Raw genomic sequence first — 18497 nt, 5'->3', positions numbered from 1 at the left:
TCATTCCCCCTTAAAAGGATCTTCCCTTCCATTCCCGGCGGCAAGCCCCGGCAGCGGTAATGACAAGATTACATCCGTCCCCTCGCCCGGCTTGCTGAACACCTCAATCCCATAGGCCGGACCGTAATGAAGCTGAAGGCGCTGGTGTACATTGGCCATGCCAATCCCTCCATTAATGCTCTTCTTCGGGGGGAGCTCGTGCCGGAGCCGCTCCCTTAGCTTATCTAGTGTAACCTGATCCATTCCGCAGCCGTTATCACGGATATGGAACAGAAGCTTCTGCTCTGTATACTCACACTTGATGCTCAGCTGCATCCGGGACTTGGTATCATCCAGCCCGTGATAAGCAGCATTCTCAATAATCGGCTGAAACACCAGCTTAATCATGGAATAGCTGTCAAGCGCCTCTGGAACATCAATCGTCAGCTCAAATCTGCCAGGATACCGGCTGCCCAGCAGCTCCACGTAGTTACGCACATACAGCAGCTCCTGCTTCATCGTTGCCCAACCGGTCAAGTCACTGGTGCTGTAGCGGAGCAGCTTCCCCAGAATGGAGATCATGTCAGCGGCTTCCACATCATCATTAATCTCTGCGGTCATCCGGATGGTTTCAAGCGTGTTATAGATAAAATGCGGATTGATCTGGCTCTGAAGCGCCTGGAGCTCCGCCTCCTTCTTCTGTTCCTCAATCTGGTAAATATCCTGAATCAATTGACGAATACGGGCCAGCATCCGGTTGAATTGATGCCCCAGGAGACCAATCTCGTCACGGCGTTTAATGCGGAAGGTCACATCAAGGTCGCCGTTCTGTACCTTTTTCATAAGCTGGATCATCTGGGTTAGCGGCTTGGTCAGGGCAAACGACAGAATGAGCGAGATGATCAGGGCCAGCACAATGATGATTAGAGTAGCGCCTATAGTTGCATTGCGGGTCAGCTTCACTCCACGGGTCAATTCGTCCACCGGTATGGAAATAATCACCTTCCAATTCGTCTTGGTTGAGCTTGAATAAATATTAAGCCGGTCTTTGCCGGATACGGTGTCATAAAAGCTCCCGGAGCTCCCTTCCGCAGCACGGAATAAGGAGGACCGGGAAATATCCGCAGTCAGCAGCTTCTGCTCACTGTCATAGATGACTTTGCCCGCTTGATCCACAAGGATAGATTTCCCCCGGGTCACCTTGTCCAGCTCTGCCACCTGATTCTCCAGATTACTGAAGTTAGCCTCCACTGCGATAAGGCCGGCTGGCTTCCATAGCCCGTCCAGAATGGGACGCACCACCGTAAAGGCATATCGGGTACTCTGCAAATTGCTTGTATATGCCTGTGTTCCCAACAGGGTCGCTTCTCCGCCGGAGCCCTTTACCTGCTCGCTCCAGAACCTGTAGCTCTGCTGAAGATCCAGCCGGACTCCTCCATCCTTGGCAGAATAATAACCATTCCCGTAGGCATCAAAAATATAGACCGAATTGGTTCCCCGCTTAATATTGTTAATAAATGATATATTCTCTTCGATGCCGCGCTGAATGGACAGCAGGAGATCCAAATCACCGGGAGCCACCTGAGCCGTGTCCTGCTTGCCTTCCATCATCTGCTTTTGCTCATAATAGCGGTTCGAGCGGATCAGGTTCTGCTTAATCTCATTGACGTAAGCGGGCATGGAAGAAATCCGTTTCATATCTTCTATGTAATCATCGATGGAATCCATCATTTGATCAATCAGCTTCTCGGAATAGGCGATCGTATTCGCCTGTATGGATTCGGAATAGCTCTTGAAGCTGATCACACTGATGAAGGACAGCGGGAGCGTAATAATGACCAGAAATACCAGGAACAGCTTGCGCTCCATGGACATGTCCTCGATATAAGACCACCAGTTGTGATTGCGTGCTGCTCTCATTCGGCCTTCTCCCAGGTTCAAATTACATAACTAATCCAGCAAACAACAATAACAAAACCCTAACAAAACCATTATACGCATTCGCTTAAGGATGTACAAGGACCTATAACCCTGCAAGGCCAACTATGCCAAAACCCCAAAACATATAAATTCTTATCTGTTGAAAAGGGCGTCACGCAGCCAAATATCGGCTTGCGTGACGCCCCTGCTTCAGATCCGGAACGGTTCTGATGTTTATTTGATCGTAAACAGCGACAGCTTGCTCTCCAGCTGGGTGGAAGCCCCTTGCAGCTTGTTCGACAAGGCTACCAGATGGTCACTGACATTCTGCTGCTCACTGCTGAGGGATGCAACCTCTTCAGAGGTTGCCGAGGATTGCTGCGCTACCGCACTCACATTCCCCATAGCATCGGACAGCACACCCTGTGAATGGTTCAGACTGTCGATGGCCCCTGTTACAGACTCCAGACTCATAATGAAGTCTTCCATCTGACCCTTCACGGACACGAAGATCTCACTGGTACTCTTCACGGACACCATCTGCTGCTTGAACAGCGGAGCCACTTCAGACAGGACAGCAACCGTCTCATCCATCTCAGCTACGATCTTATCTGTAATTCCGGCGACCAGAGCAATGGATTGCTTGGATTGGTCGGCAAGCTGCCGGACCTCCCCTGCGACTACCATGAAGCCACGGCCGGCTTCGCCTGCTCTCGCTGCTTCAATCGTTGCATTCAGAGACAGAATGTTCGTCTGCTGGGTAATATTCTTCATCACATCCAGCACCTTGATTACGGAATATACCGTTTCCTTGAGGTTATTGACTCTATCCACCAGAGCAGAGGTCATTTCACCTGTGCGTCCGGTCTGATCAAGCAGCTCTTCCAGCTGTACAGCACCCTGTCCGCTGGCTTCCCCAACTCCACGGGCTGCCTGATCCATCTCAGAGTTGGCTGCAATAACACTCTGCATCTGCGTAGCAATCAGGTCAGTCAGCTCATTGCCGCGCTCGGCTTCCTGGGCCAGACTTCCGGCACCACCGGCAATCTCTTCCGTGGCCGCAGCAATCTCCTTGGCGGAGATCGCCGTCTTGCGCGAGGCATCCCCCAGCTCACCCGCAGTCTCAAGGACTTCGCGGGCTGTATCTGTAGTCTGGGCTACCAGCTCCGTAATCTTACCCATCATCATATTGAAGGAGGCCGACAGCTGGCCGATCTCATCCTTCGAGACATACTGCGTGCGGACACTCAGGTTGCCTTCGGCTCCCTCCAGCATCAGGTCCTTCAAGCGTGCCAGCGGCTTGGCGATCATCTGGACCATCCAGAAGCCGACAACCATAGCAAGCAGAGCTGCCGCTCCGGCAGCAAGGAAGGTGGTAAACAGAATCGGCGTGGCAGCTTGAACCAGTTCTCCGGTAGGAACTACACCGGCAAGCTTCCAGTCTGCCTTCTGCATCGGGTTGTATACAGCAAGGATATCCTGGCCGTTCTCATCCTTCGCTTCCGTGCTTTCATTGTTCACCTTGCTGTCCTTGATGAAATTCAGTACGGTGGCTTTGCCGTCCTCTTCAGGCTGCGAGGAAGCTACTACCGTTCCATCCGGGGCAACGAGTTGAATCCGCGAGCCATCGCCAAGCTCTACGCTCTTGAAGGCTTCTTCCAGGAGGGTGCTCTTCAGCTCCAGCATGACTACATATGAGGCATTGGAGCCCAGATTCTTAAGCGTTCTGACCATGGCCAGATTCTTGCCGCCGCTGCCTTCAACGGCTGTAGGGAACCAGTAGTTCTGGGCGGATTTGGCTTCTGCCGTATAATAAGGCTCATAAGAGCTTGAATTCTTGACCACGGTCTTGTACCATTCCTGTGCTCTCACATCATCACCTGCGAGACCGGTGCTTCCGCTGGAGACGATCCCCATCTCAGGGTCCTCCGGAATAAGTGATATGGCGACGATATTGGCATCTGTTGTAGTCTGGCTGGACAGCTTCTTGCTGATCGCATCCGTAGCCACGAACTTATCATAGCTGCTCTTCGCCGAAGACAGCTCTGTCAGATTCGCCTGCATCTGTGTATCAAAATATAACTGAAGTGCGAGACTCTCATACTGCTTCAAGGTAATGTCCAGCTTCTCTGAGGTCTGAATAATCGTCTGCCGGTTCGCTTCAGACACATTATCTTTAATTGTATTCTTCGCTTTGTTGTAAGACAGAAGTCCTAAGAACAGGACCACCACCACGATAGAAGATAAGAAGATCAGGAACAGCTTCACCCCTACGGATTTGGTCGGGTTCACCCTTTTCACCTGGCGTAGCGAGCCGTTCAATACTGTCTTGTAATTTCTCTTCTCTGCCGTGTTGCTTGTTATCTGTGATGCTTCTGTCTTCTGGGCCTTAGCCTTTTGTGTGCTCTTTGGCTTTTTACTGTTTTTCGCCACTTTTACCCTACTCTCCTTCGTTTTATCTGTCTTGTTGTCCGGATTGGGAGCTCCCATAACCATCACCTGCCTATCGCTTAGATTGGAAGATATATGTAAGCGTTACCTGCCCTATATATCGGCACAAAGTCTCATTTTTCTTAGCATTATTTGCAAATTGCTTCAATACTCATATATTTTTGTCGAATTGCATAAGCAATTTGGCATATAATAACCCCACAAAGTGGAGCTATAGCATCGATGTTTACTCAGGTACTTGGCGGGGGCCCTAAAACACCTCCTTTTTTAGCATGCAAAAAAAAAGGGATGCCCTTGTGTAAACGGGCATCCCTTAGTTTGTAAAGCTATTATTTTCGCTTGCGCATCATATCGAAATAAGCAACAGGCTGTTCTACCTTCATCCGTACACGCTGAAGCGGGTGACGGGCCACATCCAGCGGATTGCCAGCCTCATCCCACAGCTCTCCAACGGTCTGCTTGAAGAAGGTGTCATCCGGGCCGAAGAATTCAACTTCCTGTCCCGGCTTGAAGTTATTGCGCTGCTGAACGAGCGCCATCCCGCTCTCTGCGTCATACTCCAGCACCAGTCCCGCGAAATCATACGGAGCCGCCTTCTCTTCCGGTTCATAGATATGGTCCTCATGGTCCGGTGTGTCGTAGAAGAAGCCGGTATTCAGCGGACGGTTAGCCGCCTTCTGCAGCTCCTCCAGCCATTCGGGCTTCAGTACATACCCTTCCGGGTCGGCCATGTAAGCATCTATGGCTTTGCGGTAGGCATTCACTACGGTCGCCACATAGTGAATCGATTTCATCCGGCCCTCAATCTTGAAGCTGTCGATCCCGGCTTCAATCAGGTCGGGAATACTCTCCAGCATACACAGGTCTTTCGATCCCATAGTGAACGGGTTGTCCTCGGGCTGATGCAGCGGCAGCTGGGTAATTCCGGGCTGCAAGGCCTGAGGTGCCTCAGCTTGCTCCTCTTCGGATACCCAGTTCCCTTCGGGACGGGCATCTTCGAACAGATCATACTTCCAGCGGCAGGATTGGCAGCAGCCCCCGCGGTTGGAGTCACGGTCGGTGAAGTGGTTGGATAACACACAGCGTCCGGAGTACGAGGAGCACATCGCACCATGGATGAAGCTCTCGATCTCAATATCCACATGCTGCTTGATCTCGGCGATCTCCTCCAGGCTGGTCTCCCGGCCTAATACTACGCGCGGCAGACCTTCCTCCTTCCAATAGGACACTGCCTGCCAGTTGAGCGTGGACTGCTGGGTGCTTAGGTGCACCTCAAGACCCGGCACCAGGCGCAGGGCAGTATCGACAATCACCGGATCGGCTACGATAATCGCTGCAATTCCGGCCTCATATAAATTACGCAGGTATTCTTCAATCCCCGCGACATCTTCATTGTGAGCATAGATATTGGTGGCTACGAATACTTTGGCACCATATTTCTTGGCAAATTCAACGCCCTCGCGCATTTCCTCGAAGGTAAAATTATCTGCGCCTGAGCGCAGGCCGTACTTTTGTCCTCCGATATAGACTGCATCCGCGCCATAATGCACGGCGAATTTCAATTTCTCTAAGTTTCCTGCCGGAGCCAGGAGCTCCGGTCTGTCCAGACGGTAACGCTTGCCCTTGAACTGGGGCTTGGTCATGGTTCCCATTCCTGTTCTCCTTTCGTTGTCTCATCTTCTGCAAGATTTAAAAGCATACATCGGGTGGTACACGCTGCTGCGGTGAATTTGGACTTTCGGCCGCTGTTAGGTTTGGATTTCTTCATTTAAGCTGCGGTCCGCAGTTGAAATCCAAACCTAAAGGCGGACGCTACCCGCTCCTGCAGTTCCAAATTCCCCTCCGCCGCTGAACCCAATGATGATGGGATAAACCTTACAAGAGCTGAGACAATACCTTTTATTTATATATTAATATACCTGCTCTTTATAGAAGAAGCCGAACGACAGTTCACGCTCAGGGTCCTGCAAGGCACGGACCTCGTCCAGCCAAGACTCCTCGAATGCATATTCAGCCGGATCAGCGGCGTAGACGTCCATGGCGTGACGGTAAGCCTTGACGACAGCCACATTATAAGCCACCGGCTTCAGCAGACCCTCGATCTTCAGGCTGTGTACGCCAGCTTTTAACAAGAAATGAAGATCCTCCAGAATGCAAATATCATCCGAGCTCATAATATGCGTACCGTTCTCGTCTTCATAGATCGGGAACTTCTCATTCGGACGCTCCGCTTCAATCAGGAACAGCCCGCGCTCCTTGCCCAGGCTTCCGCCATCGCTTGGACGGCCCTGGTGGGACATATAGCTTGCAACCAGCTTGCGCTTGGAATGATAGATATTCGTCATGCCATGTACCTGAACCTGGGCTTCCACTTCCAGATGAGGGACCATCTCGGTCATCTCATCCATATTCAGCTCGCGTGCCAGAACGACCCGCGTGGCTCCCTTGCGGCCCCAGTAATTGGCTGTAGCATAGTTGGTCGAGGTCATTTCCGCATTCCAGTGCAGCTTCATTCCCGGCGCTTCGGCTTTGACGGCCGCCAGTACGGCGGGATCACCGAACTCTACCCCATCCACACCCAGCTCGCCGATCGCCTTCACATAAGCCGGAAGCTCCTCCAGCATGGTATTTGGAATCAATCCATTGATGCTTACATATACCTTACCGCCCCGGGCATGTGCCAGTTTAACTACTGCGGCCGTATCTTCAAGTGTAAAATGTCCGGCAAGACGCATACCAAAGCGGTCATCGCCGACCAGCAGCGCACTCGCTCCTGCATCCAGCAGCGCTGCAGCTTCTTCCAGAGAAGCCGCTGTCGCCAGCAGCTCCGGTGTGTTATTCATTGTGTTACCTCCTGTGCGTTGCTCATCCTTACTATTGTAGCGGGTTCTTACGGATTTTGTTTACTTTTTTGAATATTGGCTAAATGTTCCTTGTAGGTTCTGGCAAATAAATGCCCCTGTGAGCCGTCCTTCTTAGTGACATAGAAGAAATAATCCGAGACCTCCGGCGTCATAGCTGCTTCAATCGACGCCAGCCCGGGGCTGCTGATCGGTCCAGGCGGCAAGCCTGCCTGCTTATACGTATTATAAGGACTATCTACCTTCAAATCCTTCTCATACAACCGCTCTTTCTGCTTGTCCAGTAAGTACTGGACGGTAGCGTCGATCTCCAGCTTCTGCCCTTTATCCAGTCTATTATAGATAATACCGGCCACCAGCGGACGTTCCTTGTCTACTACCACCTCACGCTCCACCAGTGAAGCTACGGTCAGCAGCTCATGCAGGGAGAGCCCGCGGTTCGCCAGCTTGGCCTTCCACTCTGGAATCGTATCCAGCTTCTTCACCAGCTGCTCCAGCATCGCCCCGATGACTTCCTGCGGGGTGCTGTCCTTAGCCAGTTCATAGGTCTCCGGGAAAAGGTACCCCTCCAGCCGGTGGCGCAGCAGCGGATTGTCCGGAATCTCAAGCTTGCTTACGGCTTCCATGCCCTTACCGGAATCAATCAGCGCAAGGAAGACCTCCGGCTTCTGATTCCATGCAGCGGCCAGCTTCTCTGCCACCTGGACCGCAGTATACCCTTCAGGAATTGTAAAAGTAACGGTAGCTTCCTTCACAACATCTCCGGCATTCAACCGGCTGATCAGCGTATCGTAGGAGTCGCCGGGGCTTACCTGATACGTGCCGGCCTTGAAGCTGGAGCCTTCCTGGACCCATTTCAGATAGCCTTTGAAGAACAGGCTGTGCTTGATAATGCCCTCTTGCTCAAGCAGGTCGGCGATTTGCGAGCTTCCCATACCCTTCTCTATCGTAACCGTTACGGCCGGCCCTGCGGGCTTGACCGGCTGCATTCCATTCCAGATGTACCATGCTCCTCCTCCTGCAGCTGCTGCCAGGACCAGAATTAAGATAAGCACAGTGCGGATCACGGCTTTCAAATGTTACGCCTCACTTTCCGACTATAAAGTATAAAATTGTATTGTCCAAAATTCAACCTATTTTTATAGCATAAGCTTTTTTCAGGCAAACGGAAAGATCCTTTCGCTCCTCATAAGCAAAAAGAGCGCGGAAAATTTCCGCCCTCTTCCGTATCTGCCATACATGAAGTTGCTACAGACGCCTACTCGCTATCCGCAGGGAAGGTGAGCTCATCGTACAGCTCGGAAATATCCTCCCACTCTTCATCGTCCATAATGCTCTCCAGTTCCGGAAGTCCGTCCGGAGAAACTACGATGCGCAGAATTTCCTGCTCCGCAGCTCTTCCCGATCCGGCCAGAACGGCATAAGCACGGTCACCCACAGCAAATTCTGCAATAATATCGTAAACGGAAGACTTGCCCTGCTCATCCTCCAGTTCTACTGTTTCTCCATATACTTCCTTGAGCTTAGAAGTCCATACCGCCTGATCAGCGGAAAACTCAGTCATTCTCTGCTCCTCCATCAAGCTCGTCAACCAAGGTATTGAAGGTCTCCTCTACGATGGCCCACTCCTCGTCGTTCTCAATCATGAAGAGCTGCAGATCGTCGCCGTCTTCCTCGTAACGGAACGCGTAGACCTCATCTGTCTCCTCATCCTCGGAATCAAGCGGAACCACCATCATATACTTGGCATCCGATCCGTCCACTTCAAACTTCATGATGACCTCAAATTCCTCTTCATTACCTTCCTCATCGGGAATATAGATAATTTCCGGTTCCTCTTCTTGGCCGATCTGTTCGTTTGTCATATCCGCACACCCCTCACCTTTTACTGTTAGCATCCAAAAAATTTTGCAAAATCAGCGCTGCGGCCATTTTGTCCACCAGCCCCTTGCGTTTCTTCCGGCTGACGTCCCCGTCTATCAGCACCCGCTCAGCAGATACCGTCGTCAGACGCTCATCCCAAAGGTGTACGGGTAAATCGAGTTGCTCCCGAAGCTTATCTGCGAATTCGATGCAAATTTCACCACGGGGTCCTACGGAGCCGTTCATGTTCTTCGGCAGCCCGACAACAATCTCGCCGATTTCGTACTCCTTGACCAGTTCACGGATACGTTCGAATTCATTGCCGTTTCCGCGCCGCTCAATAGTCTCCAGAGATTGTGCTGTCCATCCGAAAATATCGCTTGTGGCGACACCGATTCTGCGGTCGCCGTAATCCAGTCCCAGCTTCTTCATCATTTGGGCTGGTCCACCCGATGATTGGCCAGATAGAAACGGACCAGTTCTTCGATCAGCTCATCACGCTCTTTCCTCCGGACCAAACTTCTCGCATTGTTGTGGCGTGGAATGTAAGCCGGATCTCCTGAAAGAAGATATCCTACGATCTGATTGATCGGATGATATTCTTTCTCCACCAGCGCGTCGTACACGGCGAGCAGTATTTCCTGGGGAGAGGCTTCCTTTTCGTCGCCCTTCACATTGAATTTGACCGTTTTGTCCATGGAGTCCATGTGGTGACACCTTCCTTCTGCAAAATCACCCTGATTCGGGCGGCTTCGCAAAGTTGCTGCTGTACAGCTCACTTGCTGCCCTCATCATAACATATTCATGCCCCAACGAGGAAATCCTGCCATGGTTAAAGCGCTTTTTTTGGCATTTTGTCTACAAAACCAGATGTTTTTTTGGGTTTTAAGCTATTGCAAGCCCTGGGTCAATAATGAATAACCCCAAAAAATATACATTGTGTGAATAAAGCAGCGGCACCGAGGAAATGCCCTCAGTACCGCTGCTTCCCAACCCTTGATAGAAATCCACAGTTTCTTACAGACAAGAATCACTGCATACTGCTTAAGCCTGTGCGGCTACCAGTTCCTCTGCCTTCTTCAGGGCTTCGCCCAGCTTGGAAGCGTCCTTGCCTCCGGCCTGCGCCATATCCGGACGTCCGCCGCCGCCGCCGCCGCAGACGGCAGCGATCTCTTTCACCAGCTTGCCGGCGTGGAAGCCCTTCTTCACCAGCTCCTGAGGCACGGCGACCACGAAGTTCACCTTGTCCTCCATTGCAGCACCGAGCACCAATATGGCCTCCGGGAGCTTGGACTTCAGTTCGTCCGCTGTCGAGCGCAAAGCATCGATATTGCCGGCTTGCACAGAGACCGCAAGAAGCTGCGTTCCTCCGCCTACTGTGACTACACTGCTGGTCAGCTCTGCTGCGAAGGTTGCGCTCAGCTTGGACTGAAGCGATTCATTCTCACGGCCCAGCTCGCGTACCTGGGCATGCAGCGCCTCGATCCGCTTCGGCACATCGGTCAGCGACGATTTCAGCAGGGCTGCCGATTGCTTCAGCAGGTCCAGCTGACTCTCCGTGAACTGATAGGCATAACGGCCAGTCACAGCTTCAATCCGGCGCACCCCGGAACCGATGCCGCTCTCGCTGAGCAGCTTGAAGATTCCGATCTGCGCTGTATTAGACACATGGCATCCGCCGCACAGCTCCAGGCTGTAGTCGCCGACTTGAACGACACGGACAACATTGCCGTATTTCTCTCCGAAGAGGGCCATCGCTCCCATGGCTTTGGCTTCATCTATCGGCTTATTCTCAATGACTACAGGAAGGCTGCGCCAGATCTGGGCGTTCACGCGCTGCTCGATATCGCTGAGTTCCTCTGGAGTGATGGCTCCAAAATGCGAGAAGTCGAACCGCAGGCGTGAGCCTTCTACTAAAGAGCCTGCCTGATTGACATGGCTGCCGAGCACTTCCTTAAGCGCCTTGTGCAGCAAGTGAGTGGCCGTGTGGTTCTTCACGATATCCTCGCGCTCCGCCCGGTTCACTTCGGCACGGACGGTATCGCCTACCTTCAGATCGCCTGCTTCCACCGTAACCAGATGAACATGCTGTCCGTGCGGTGCTTTGAATAGCCCAGTTACCTTAGCTGTCACCGATCCGCCGGTCAGAACGCCGGTGTCGCTGACTTGGCCGCCGCTCTCTGCATAGAACGGTGTTGACTCCAGGATGACCTGGCACTCAGCGCCTTCGCTTACTGTATCCTGAAGCGCACCGTCTACCACAATTGCCAGCACCTTGGACTCTGTTACCGTGTCATTATATCCAACAAATTCACTTTTAACCGTCAGCTCGGCCAGGGCACCGCCCTGAATCTTCATGCTGGCGCTGTCCTGACGGGCAGCTCTCGCCCGGTCACGCTGCTCCTGCATCGCGGCATCGAAGCCGGCGCGGTCAACGGCAAGCCCCTGCTCGGATGCAAAGTCCTCAGTCAGGTCAAACGGGAAGCCATACGTGTCATAGAGCTTGAATGCATCGGCACCGGCAATGGTGCTCAGGCCGTCCGCTTTGGCTTTGGCGCTGATCTCCCCGAGGATCGCCAGACCATCGGACAGCGTCTCGTGGAAGCGCTCCTCTTCCAGACGGATGATTTTGGCGATATAATCGCGGTTCTCGACCACGGAAGGATAATAGACTCCCATAATCTCTCCAACGGTCTCAGTCAGCTCATGCAGGAACGGACGGTCCAGTCCCAGCGTCTTGCCGTAGCGTACGGCGCGGCGGAGCAGACGGCGGATAATATAGCCGCGTCCTTCATTGGAAGGAAGCACGCCGTCCCCCACAGCAAATGTAACGGTACGTACATGGTCAGCAATGACTTTTAGCGCGATATCCTGTTCAACATTATCCTTGTAGGTTACACCGGCAAGCCCGGCGGTCTTCTGGATAATCGGCTGGAACAGATCGGTATCGAAGTTGGAGTCCACATCCTGCAGAATGGAAGCGAAGCGCTCCAGGCCTGCGCCGGTATCAATATTCTTGTTGGGAAGCGGCGTATAGCTGCCGTCCTTATTATGGTTGAACTGCGAGAATACGAGGTTCCAGACCTCCAGCCAGCGTTCATTCTCACCGCCCGGATACATCTCCGGATCACTCATATCACTGCCGTATGCTTCACCACGGTCATAGAAAATCTCCGAGCACGGGCCGCACGGGCCTTCGCCGATATCCCAGAAGTTCTCGTCGCCCAGCTTGATGATGCGTTCTGCGGGCAGGCCGACCTTCTCATTCCACAGCTTGAACGCTTCTTCGTCCTCAGCATACACGGTAACGGAGATCCGGTCGCCGTCGAAGCCGATCCACTCCTTGCCGGTCAGGAATTCCCAAGCCCAGGTGATGGCCTCTTCCTTGAAATAATCGCCGATGGAGAAGTTGCCCAGCATCTCAAAGAAGGTATGGTGGCGGCGCGTCTTGCCCACATTCTCAATATCATTGGTGCGGATACATTTCTGCGAGTTCGTCAGGCGGGGATTCTCCGGAATCTCCCGGCCGTCGAAGTACGCCTTCAGCGGCGCCATACCTGCGTTAATCCACAGCAGCGAAGGGTCATTGTGGGGCACGAGCGAGGCGCTCGGCTCAATACGGTGGTTCTTGCTCTCAAAAAACTGCAGCCATTTGGAACGGATTTCACTTGCTTTCATCATGTACAGCTCCCGTCTCTTCATTAAAATGCGGCACGCTGGCCGGAAAACACATTCTTGCCGTAACCGTTACACGAAAAATCAAAAACAAAAAACGCCCCTGAATGAAATTCAGGGACGATGATTATCGCGGTACCACCCTGGTTATCGCCTTAATCCGTGTACACGGACAACTGCAGACGATCGCCTTGTGCGGCTGTTAACGGGTGCCCCCGGCGGGATTGTCCCCGCACTCCGAAATCAGCTTTCGGCCGGTCTGTCTCCCAGGTTCTCACACCCGATGCGGACCATCCGCAAAGGAACCTGTTCTCTGATGAAGCATTCTCCGGCGTACTTGTTTTCATCAACGCTTTGTCCGATTTGCTTTTTAACATTTCAAGTATAGCCAGCGGGTGGATATCTGTCAATCACAGGCCGTAATTTGCCGCAACAGAAGCCCATAATCGCTATGAAAAAGGTTATTTACAGCGCTTACACACAGGCGTATAATTTAATTATTCATAGCGTCGAGACGTAGCTCAGCTTGGTAGAGCGCTTGCTTCGGGAGTAAGAGGCCGCAGGTTCGAATCCTGTCGTCTCGACCATAACTAATTAAGATTCGCGGCTTTGGGGCCGCGATTTTTTGGCGTTTAAGAGCGAAGTACCAATATAAGCTTTATTTTCACTCTCCTTGTGGGTCTGTCATCATCCCGTGTTACTGTACAACAACAATTATGGTTAACCGTTCATACTCCGGAAGCAATTCCTCTTCTTCTGTCATATCAAGCACCGGTGAACCGTCAGAGCGGAAATGTACAGGACGTATGCTTGCATGCCGGAACCCGCCGTTAACCTCACAAGCATGGTACACGTTGAACCAATTACCATCCTCGTCCTGCACGAACGAATTATGCCCGGGGCCATACTGGCCCGGGTGGCTCAGCGAATGCATCCATGGATAATTGGATTTGCGCCAGGCTGCCGGATTCAGCGGATCGCCAGCCTTTATTAGTTCCAGCATGCCGACCGTATAGGTAGGCCCTACACTTGATCCGGAATATACCATATATACGGCATCCTCGTGTTTCAGCACATAGGGCCCTTCCGCTACACCAGAGGCTACCTTACCGTTACGATCCCAGCCATATTCATTTTGACATATTTTCACGGGATCACTGGTCAACCGCCATGGCATGTCCGGGTCCACTGTGGCGATATACAGAGAGGCCAGCTCTTGAACTTCCTTGTGCCACTTCGGCTGCGACCAGCATACATAAGATTGTCCGCCATATTCAAAATAAGTCATGTCCAGATTAATGTTGCGTTCCCGTTCCGCCAAATCACCTAATACCTTTCCATGTCGGTCCAGCACTCGTAACGGTGTCTCCCAATGGTCTCTGTTTAGCGGATCATTCCCGGTAAGCACCGCTACATGCGCCTGAACACCTGTCCAGCTGTTATTGACACTTATCGCCAAAAAACAATACAATCTTCCATGAATAAGATGCAATTCTGGCGCCCAGTGTTCCCCTCTCCGCTCGCCGTCTGGAAGGGTTCCATCCCATAATAGAGTTTCTGCAGCCTGTCCATCCTGAAGCCCTTCAAGGGTGTCTGCGGAGCGGATATAGATTCTTCGCTGTCCGTCATCATCCGTAGAAATGAAGTAATACCGGTTATTCAGCCTGATGATCTGCGGATCTGGCCGTGTCATCATCATGGGGTACGGGAAGCGGTGACGAAGCACTTCTCCATCCAGCTTGTAAGTACCGGGCTGTGACAAATTTACGGTGGCAAGTGCAGCAGGATCAATGATGAGCCGCTTCTCATTGACACTGCCATCGGAATATACGGTTGTCACACGCCAATGGTCCGGCAGCGGATCTCCCGCCTGCAATTCAATAACCGGCACACTCACCGATACATTGCATACCCGTCCCAGCTTGTTTTTTAGATAGGTCGCTTCTGATCGAGTCAGTGCAATCCGTTGTCCTGTTAGCGCACCCTTCATACTCAGTTCTTGGAGTTGAACCGGAAACCCCTCTCCCGGCTGACAATCAATTAAGGTGATAAAATCCTTCGTCATTCCAAAATAAGATTCGCCGCCTTCATCTTTCCATCCAATCCGGTATAACCTAGTAGCAGCATCCAGTTCACAAGAATAATCCAGGATAACCTTGGAGCTTAATACTACGCGGTCCTTCTCTTCATAATGAACGAAGTCTTTGGTTTCAAAGTAGAGCAGCTCACCTGGCCGATCTCCCTTTCCTTCATAATTAAGCGGAGTCGCTAAAATTCCAAAGCCCCCATCGGTAAGCCGGAAGCACCGCGGCATACCTAGCAGCCTGGTTTCCCCCTGTACTGAATGATAATAATCGGCTTTGGCGAATAGTACGCCATAGTTATCGTTAAGAGCTTCATAGCCTTCCCCTGTCATGTCAAGCGCCAGATGAAGGCTACTCGCAACAAAAAGGCTGTAGACATTGGCATTCTCATCCGGCTCACGTGTGTAACCGGCCAGCCAGCAACTGCGTTCTCCCAGCATGCGCACGGTATATGTGTAAGACTCCTTCAATGTAACTGCGGTCAGCTGTATTTCCGGACCCAGCTCATCTACAGGTGAGACGAGTCTCCCCGGCCCGGCCCATACATCCGGCTGCGAAGACTTCCATTCCACAGCTTGTCCGCTAATGGTGGAGGGAAGCACCGTGCCGGGAGGCAGATAGTAGGGCAGCAATAAGGGAGTGTCGCTGAAACTCCAATTTCGAATGTGAGGATGATTCATGGCAGATAGCCGCCTTTCACTAAGATGGATTCAGGATTTCACAGAACGAACAGGAGGGAACTCTTTCCCCCACCTGTCCAATATTGTCTCGTACTCCGATTGGGTAATCGGCAGAATTGTGCCATGCCGTTTCTTCAGATGGCCGAAGGCATACTCTCCCGGTGCGGGTATGCGCCAGCAGTCTCCGGTAGTGTCACCGATATTCGATGTAAGAATCGGCAGATAGCCCTGTTCAGTGGCGTATTGATCTACAAGCAGCCCCCATTGCTCATCGTGGTTGAACTTGAAGAACTCCGGTCCTTCCACATCTTTGCCGGTCAAACCAAGCCCTAGTGACTCCAAAGTTGAGATGATCTTCCATTCTCCCAAAAGATGATCGCTCGACTCAATCGTGATATGACCATCGCCAGAAGCACGGTAATATCTGCCCTCGGCTCTGATGATTGTCGTATCGATAACAGTCTGATGTTCCCCCCGGGTGATAAACAGCTCTGCCTCCGTGAACGTGCGGAAATCTTGTGTTTTGCTGGCGTAAATATGCAGCCCCCTGCCCATACCGTCAGCAGCCTCTCTGCTGGAAGCCCAAAACACCAGATAATCCTCTGCTTCCTCATCATAGATCGCTTCTGGAGCCCAGGCGCAGCCGGCTTCCTTGGGAGCAACCTCCACCCTCCGGGGCTCCGACCATTTCACTAAATCCGGAGATTCCCAGACTATAATAGAGCGGCTTCCAGTAACCGTTGCATTCGAATCTGTCCACCCTCCCCGGTGATAAATGCTAAGATCGGTTGCTAACAAATAAAAGCAGCTGCCGTCCCCACTCCGAAGTAAAAATGGGTCCCGTACCCCCCGTTCTCCAACGGTAGAGTACAGTACGGGTTGTTTGTGGTTTAAATCCTGCCAATGCAGACCGTCCTGGCTAACCGCAAAGTAGATCTGCTCACCGTCCTCTTGTTCTCCAATGAAATGGGCAAACAGATAAGCATGTAAAGCTTGCTTGCCTGGCAAAAAAGCTAGTGTATCCATAAGAACCTCCCCCAAGAACAAGAAGAGCGCTCCTGCACCCTACTTGTTGTCTGATCCAGTCAATATCCATTCATCCTTTAACTGATCCCAACAACACTCCTTTAATGAAAAAGCGCTGCGCGAACGGATATAAGATGATCATCGGAATGGACGCAATGACCATAGCGGCAAGCTCAATGGTATGAGCCGTGACCAAGCCTTGTCCTCCGGTATTATTCAGTAATTGTGCTACCGCAAGGTTGGAGCCGTCCACCGTATTCATCATGTTCTCAACCGCGCGATTCGACTGAATTAATCTGAGGATGACATACTGTAAAGTCTGCAAATGGTTGGATTGTGTGAAATAAAGTGTTGTACCGTAATCATTCCATATATTCACTGCTGTAAATACGGATAGTGCTGCCATGACCGGTTTCGATAGCGGTAAGACAATCCGGAAAAAGATTCTGAACTCACTGGCTCCATCCATCTTCGCCGACTCAAATAAAGAGTCCGGGATGCCCTTGTAATTCGCATTAAAGATGATGACATTATAGAAGCCTCCAAAAATACTCGGCAAAATGTAGACGAGGTAATGATCGTATAAGCCCAGCCAGTTCATCAGCATAAAGGATGGAATCAACCCGCCACTGAAATACATGCTGGCAAAGCCAATCACCACGTAGAACTGTTTCCCTTTTAGATAAGACCTGGAGAATGCATACGCGAACATCGATGTATAGAGCATGGATACAACCGTAACAATAATCGTCCGCGACGCCGTAATCCAAGCTGCCTGAAGGATTCCCGGATCAATCAACACCTTTTCCCAGCTGGCCCATGTCCATTCTCTCGGCCATAAGAAGATTGGACCGCGAAGCAGATCCTCTCCACTGTTCAGGGAACTGATGAGGGAGAACCAGAACGGGTAGATAGTTACAGCCATAAGAATCACCATAATGATGATTGTAGACAAATTAAACGTACGTTCTCCTAAACTTTTCCCTCCAACCATACAACGTCCTCCTTAAAACAAACCTGTCTTAGTCAATTTATTGGAGACAGTATTTGCACCAACCAGAAGCAACAGGGCAAACACAGTCTTCATCAACCCTATTGCCGTCGCCGAGGCAAATTGGAATTGCAGCATTCCCGTTTGATAAACATAAGTATCTATAACCTGGCTTGCCGGTAGATTCAATGTATTCTGTAAAACATAAATCTGGGTGAAATTATTGTTTAGCATGCCGCTTACGGCAAATATGACCAAAACCATCAACGTAGGCATGATTCCGGGAATCGTAATATGAAGCATTCTTTTCAAACGGCCCGCTCCGTCGATGGCAGCCGATTCATATAGACTCTGGTCGACACCGGCAATGGCCGCAAGATACAGAATGGCACCCCAGCCGAGATCCTTCAGCAGTCCAGTTCCAATGGCTATACCCCAGAAGTACTTCGGTTCCGCCAAAAACTGCAGCGGTTTGTCAATAAGATGGAACTCCAGCAGCAAGTAGTTAACTATACCGTCAGTATTCAGCAGTGTAATAAAAAGTCCGCCAAAAATAACCCAGGAGAGAAAATGGGGTAAGTAGGTTATGGTCTGAACCAAGGATTTGAACTTGGGAGACTGTATTTCATTGAGAATCAGGGCAAAAAAGAGCGTTACCGGTATTCCTATTAAACCGCTTAGCAGGTTGATCCCTAAAGTGTTCCGTACCATCGGCCAGAATTGAAAATTATGAAACACCCTGGTGAAATGCTGAAAATGATTCCAGTCACTTGTAAAGATTCCCTTGATGCCCATAGCGGGTTCGTAGCTCTTAAAAGCCATCAGAAGACCAAATAACGGAGTAAAGTTAAACACAAAGATCAATACCACTGCTGGAAACAGCATTAATTTGAGTTCAAACTGCGTTTTGAAATCATATCCCAGCCTGTATCCTTTTCTACGCTTGGATGGCATACTTACCCTCCTA

Annotated in this window: 14 protein-coding genes and 1 tRNA gene; 1 reads left to right on the top strand and 14 read right to left on the bottom strand. The window is 51.3% G+C overall.

All coding sequences use genetic code 11. The features are described from left to right. The 10 genes from NST26_RS08150 to alaS form a co-directional block, all read right to left on the bottom strand. Positions 1-1899: a cache domain-containing sensor histidine kinase gene (locus NST26_RS08150; RefSeq protein WP_340978990.1), complete on the bottom strand. Its 1899-nt coding sequence runs from the start codon at positions 1897-1899 to the stop codon at positions 1-3. 234 nt (positions 1900-2133) lie between these two features. Continuing rightward, positions 2134-4332, bottom strand: coding sequence for a methyl-accepting chemotaxis protein (locus tag NST26_RS08145; RefSeq protein WP_340954966.1), 2199 nt, complete (start codon positions 4330-4332; stop codon positions 2134-2136). A gap of 347 nt (positions 4333-4679) precedes the next feature. Then, a complete protein-coding gene (locus tag NST26_RS08140; protein WP_340978989.1) occupies positions 4680-6002 on the bottom strand; it encodes a peptidase U32 family protein in 1323 nt (440 codons plus the stop codon). Positions 6003-6260: 258 nt separating this feature from the next. Beyond that, positions 6261-7193: a peptidase U32 family protein gene (locus NST26_RS08135; protein WP_339254849.1), complete on the bottom strand. Its 933-nt coding sequence runs from the start codon at positions 7191-7193 to the stop codon at positions 6261-6263. 47 nt (positions 7194-7240) lie between these two features. Then, positions 7241-8287: an endolytic transglycosylase MltG gene (gene mltG / locus NST26_RS08130; protein WP_200869505.1), complete on the bottom strand. Its 1047-nt coding sequence runs from the start codon at positions 8285-8287 to the stop codon at positions 7241-7243. A 182-nt stretch (positions 8288-8469) separates the two neighbouring features. Next, complete coding sequence (locus NST26_RS08125) at positions 8470-8775, bottom strand: DUF1292 domain-containing protein (RefSeq protein WP_036722601.1); 306 nt, start codon at positions 8773-8775, stop codon at positions 8470-8472. Further along, positions 8768-9076, bottom strand: coding sequence for a DUF1292 domain-containing protein (locus NST26_RS08120; protein WP_036696606.1), 309 nt, complete (start codon positions 9074-9076; stop codon positions 8768-8770). Before NST26_RS08120 ends, NST26_RS08125 begins: the two co-directional genes overlap by 8 nt. Positions 9077-9089: 13 nt before the next feature. After that, entirely contained in the window at positions 9090-9506 is a 417-nt protein-coding gene (gene ruvX, locus NST26_RS08115; protein ID WP_200869510.1) for a Holliday junction resolvase RuvX, read from the bottom strand. Next, entirely contained in the window at positions 9506-9781 is a 276-nt protein-coding gene (locus NST26_RS08110) for an IreB family regulatory phosphoprotein (RefSeq protein ID WP_036696603.1), read from the bottom strand. The genes ruvX and NST26_RS08110 overlap by 1 nt, the downstream gene beginning before the upstream one ends. 337 nt (positions 9782-10118) lie before the next feature. Next, positions 10119-12752, bottom strand: coding sequence for an alanine--tRNA ligase (gene alaS / locus NST26_RS08105; protein WP_340958121.1), 2634 nt, complete (start codon positions 12750-12752; stop codon positions 10119-10121). 507 nt (positions 12753-13259) lie between these two features. Here alaS and NST26_RS08100 point away from each other — a divergent pair. After that, positions 13260-13336 (top strand) — tRNA-Pro (locus NST26_RS08100). 110 nt (positions 13337-13446) lie between these two features. On the opposite strand, the gene NST26_RS08095 is transcribed toward NST26_RS08100, so the two are convergent. The 4 genes from NST26_RS08095 to NST26_RS08080 all read right to left on the bottom strand — a co-directional run bounded on the left by NST26_RS08095 (position 13447) and on the right by NST26_RS08080 (position 18484). After that, positions 13447-15513, bottom strand: a complete 2067-nt coding sequence (locus tag NST26_RS08095; RefSeq protein ID WP_340954969.1) for a family 43 glycosylhydrolase — start codon at positions 15511-15513, stop codon at positions 13447-13449. A gap of 30 nt (positions 15514-15543) precedes the next feature. Continuing rightward, complete coding sequence (locus NST26_RS08090) at positions 15544-16539, bottom strand: glycoside hydrolase family 43 protein (RefSeq protein WP_340954971.1); 996 nt, start codon at positions 16537-16539, stop codon at positions 15544-15546. Between the two features lie 70 nt (positions 16540-16609). Continuing rightward, positions 16610-17533, bottom strand: coding sequence for a carbohydrate ABC transporter permease (locus NST26_RS08085; RefSeq protein ID WP_036722606.1), 924 nt, complete (start codon positions 17531-17533; stop codon positions 16610-16612). A gap of 12 nt (positions 17534-17545) precedes the next feature. Further along, positions 17546-18484: an ABC transporter permease gene (locus NST26_RS08080; RefSeq protein ID WP_036722608.1), complete on the bottom strand. Its 939-nt coding sequence runs from the start codon at positions 18482-18484 to the stop codon at positions 17546-17548. Between the last annotated feature and the right edge of the window lie 13 nt (positions 18485-18497).

This window comes from Paenibacillus sp. FSL R7-0128, from assembly GCF_038002245.1.
Classification (GTDB): domain Bacteria; phylum Bacillota; class Bacilli; order Paenibacillales; family Paenibacillaceae; genus Paenibacillus_AQ; species Paenibacillus_AQ silagei.
The sequence above is the reverse complement of the archived record's forward strand: the minus strand, read 5'-3'. Positions and strand labels throughout refer to the sequence as shown.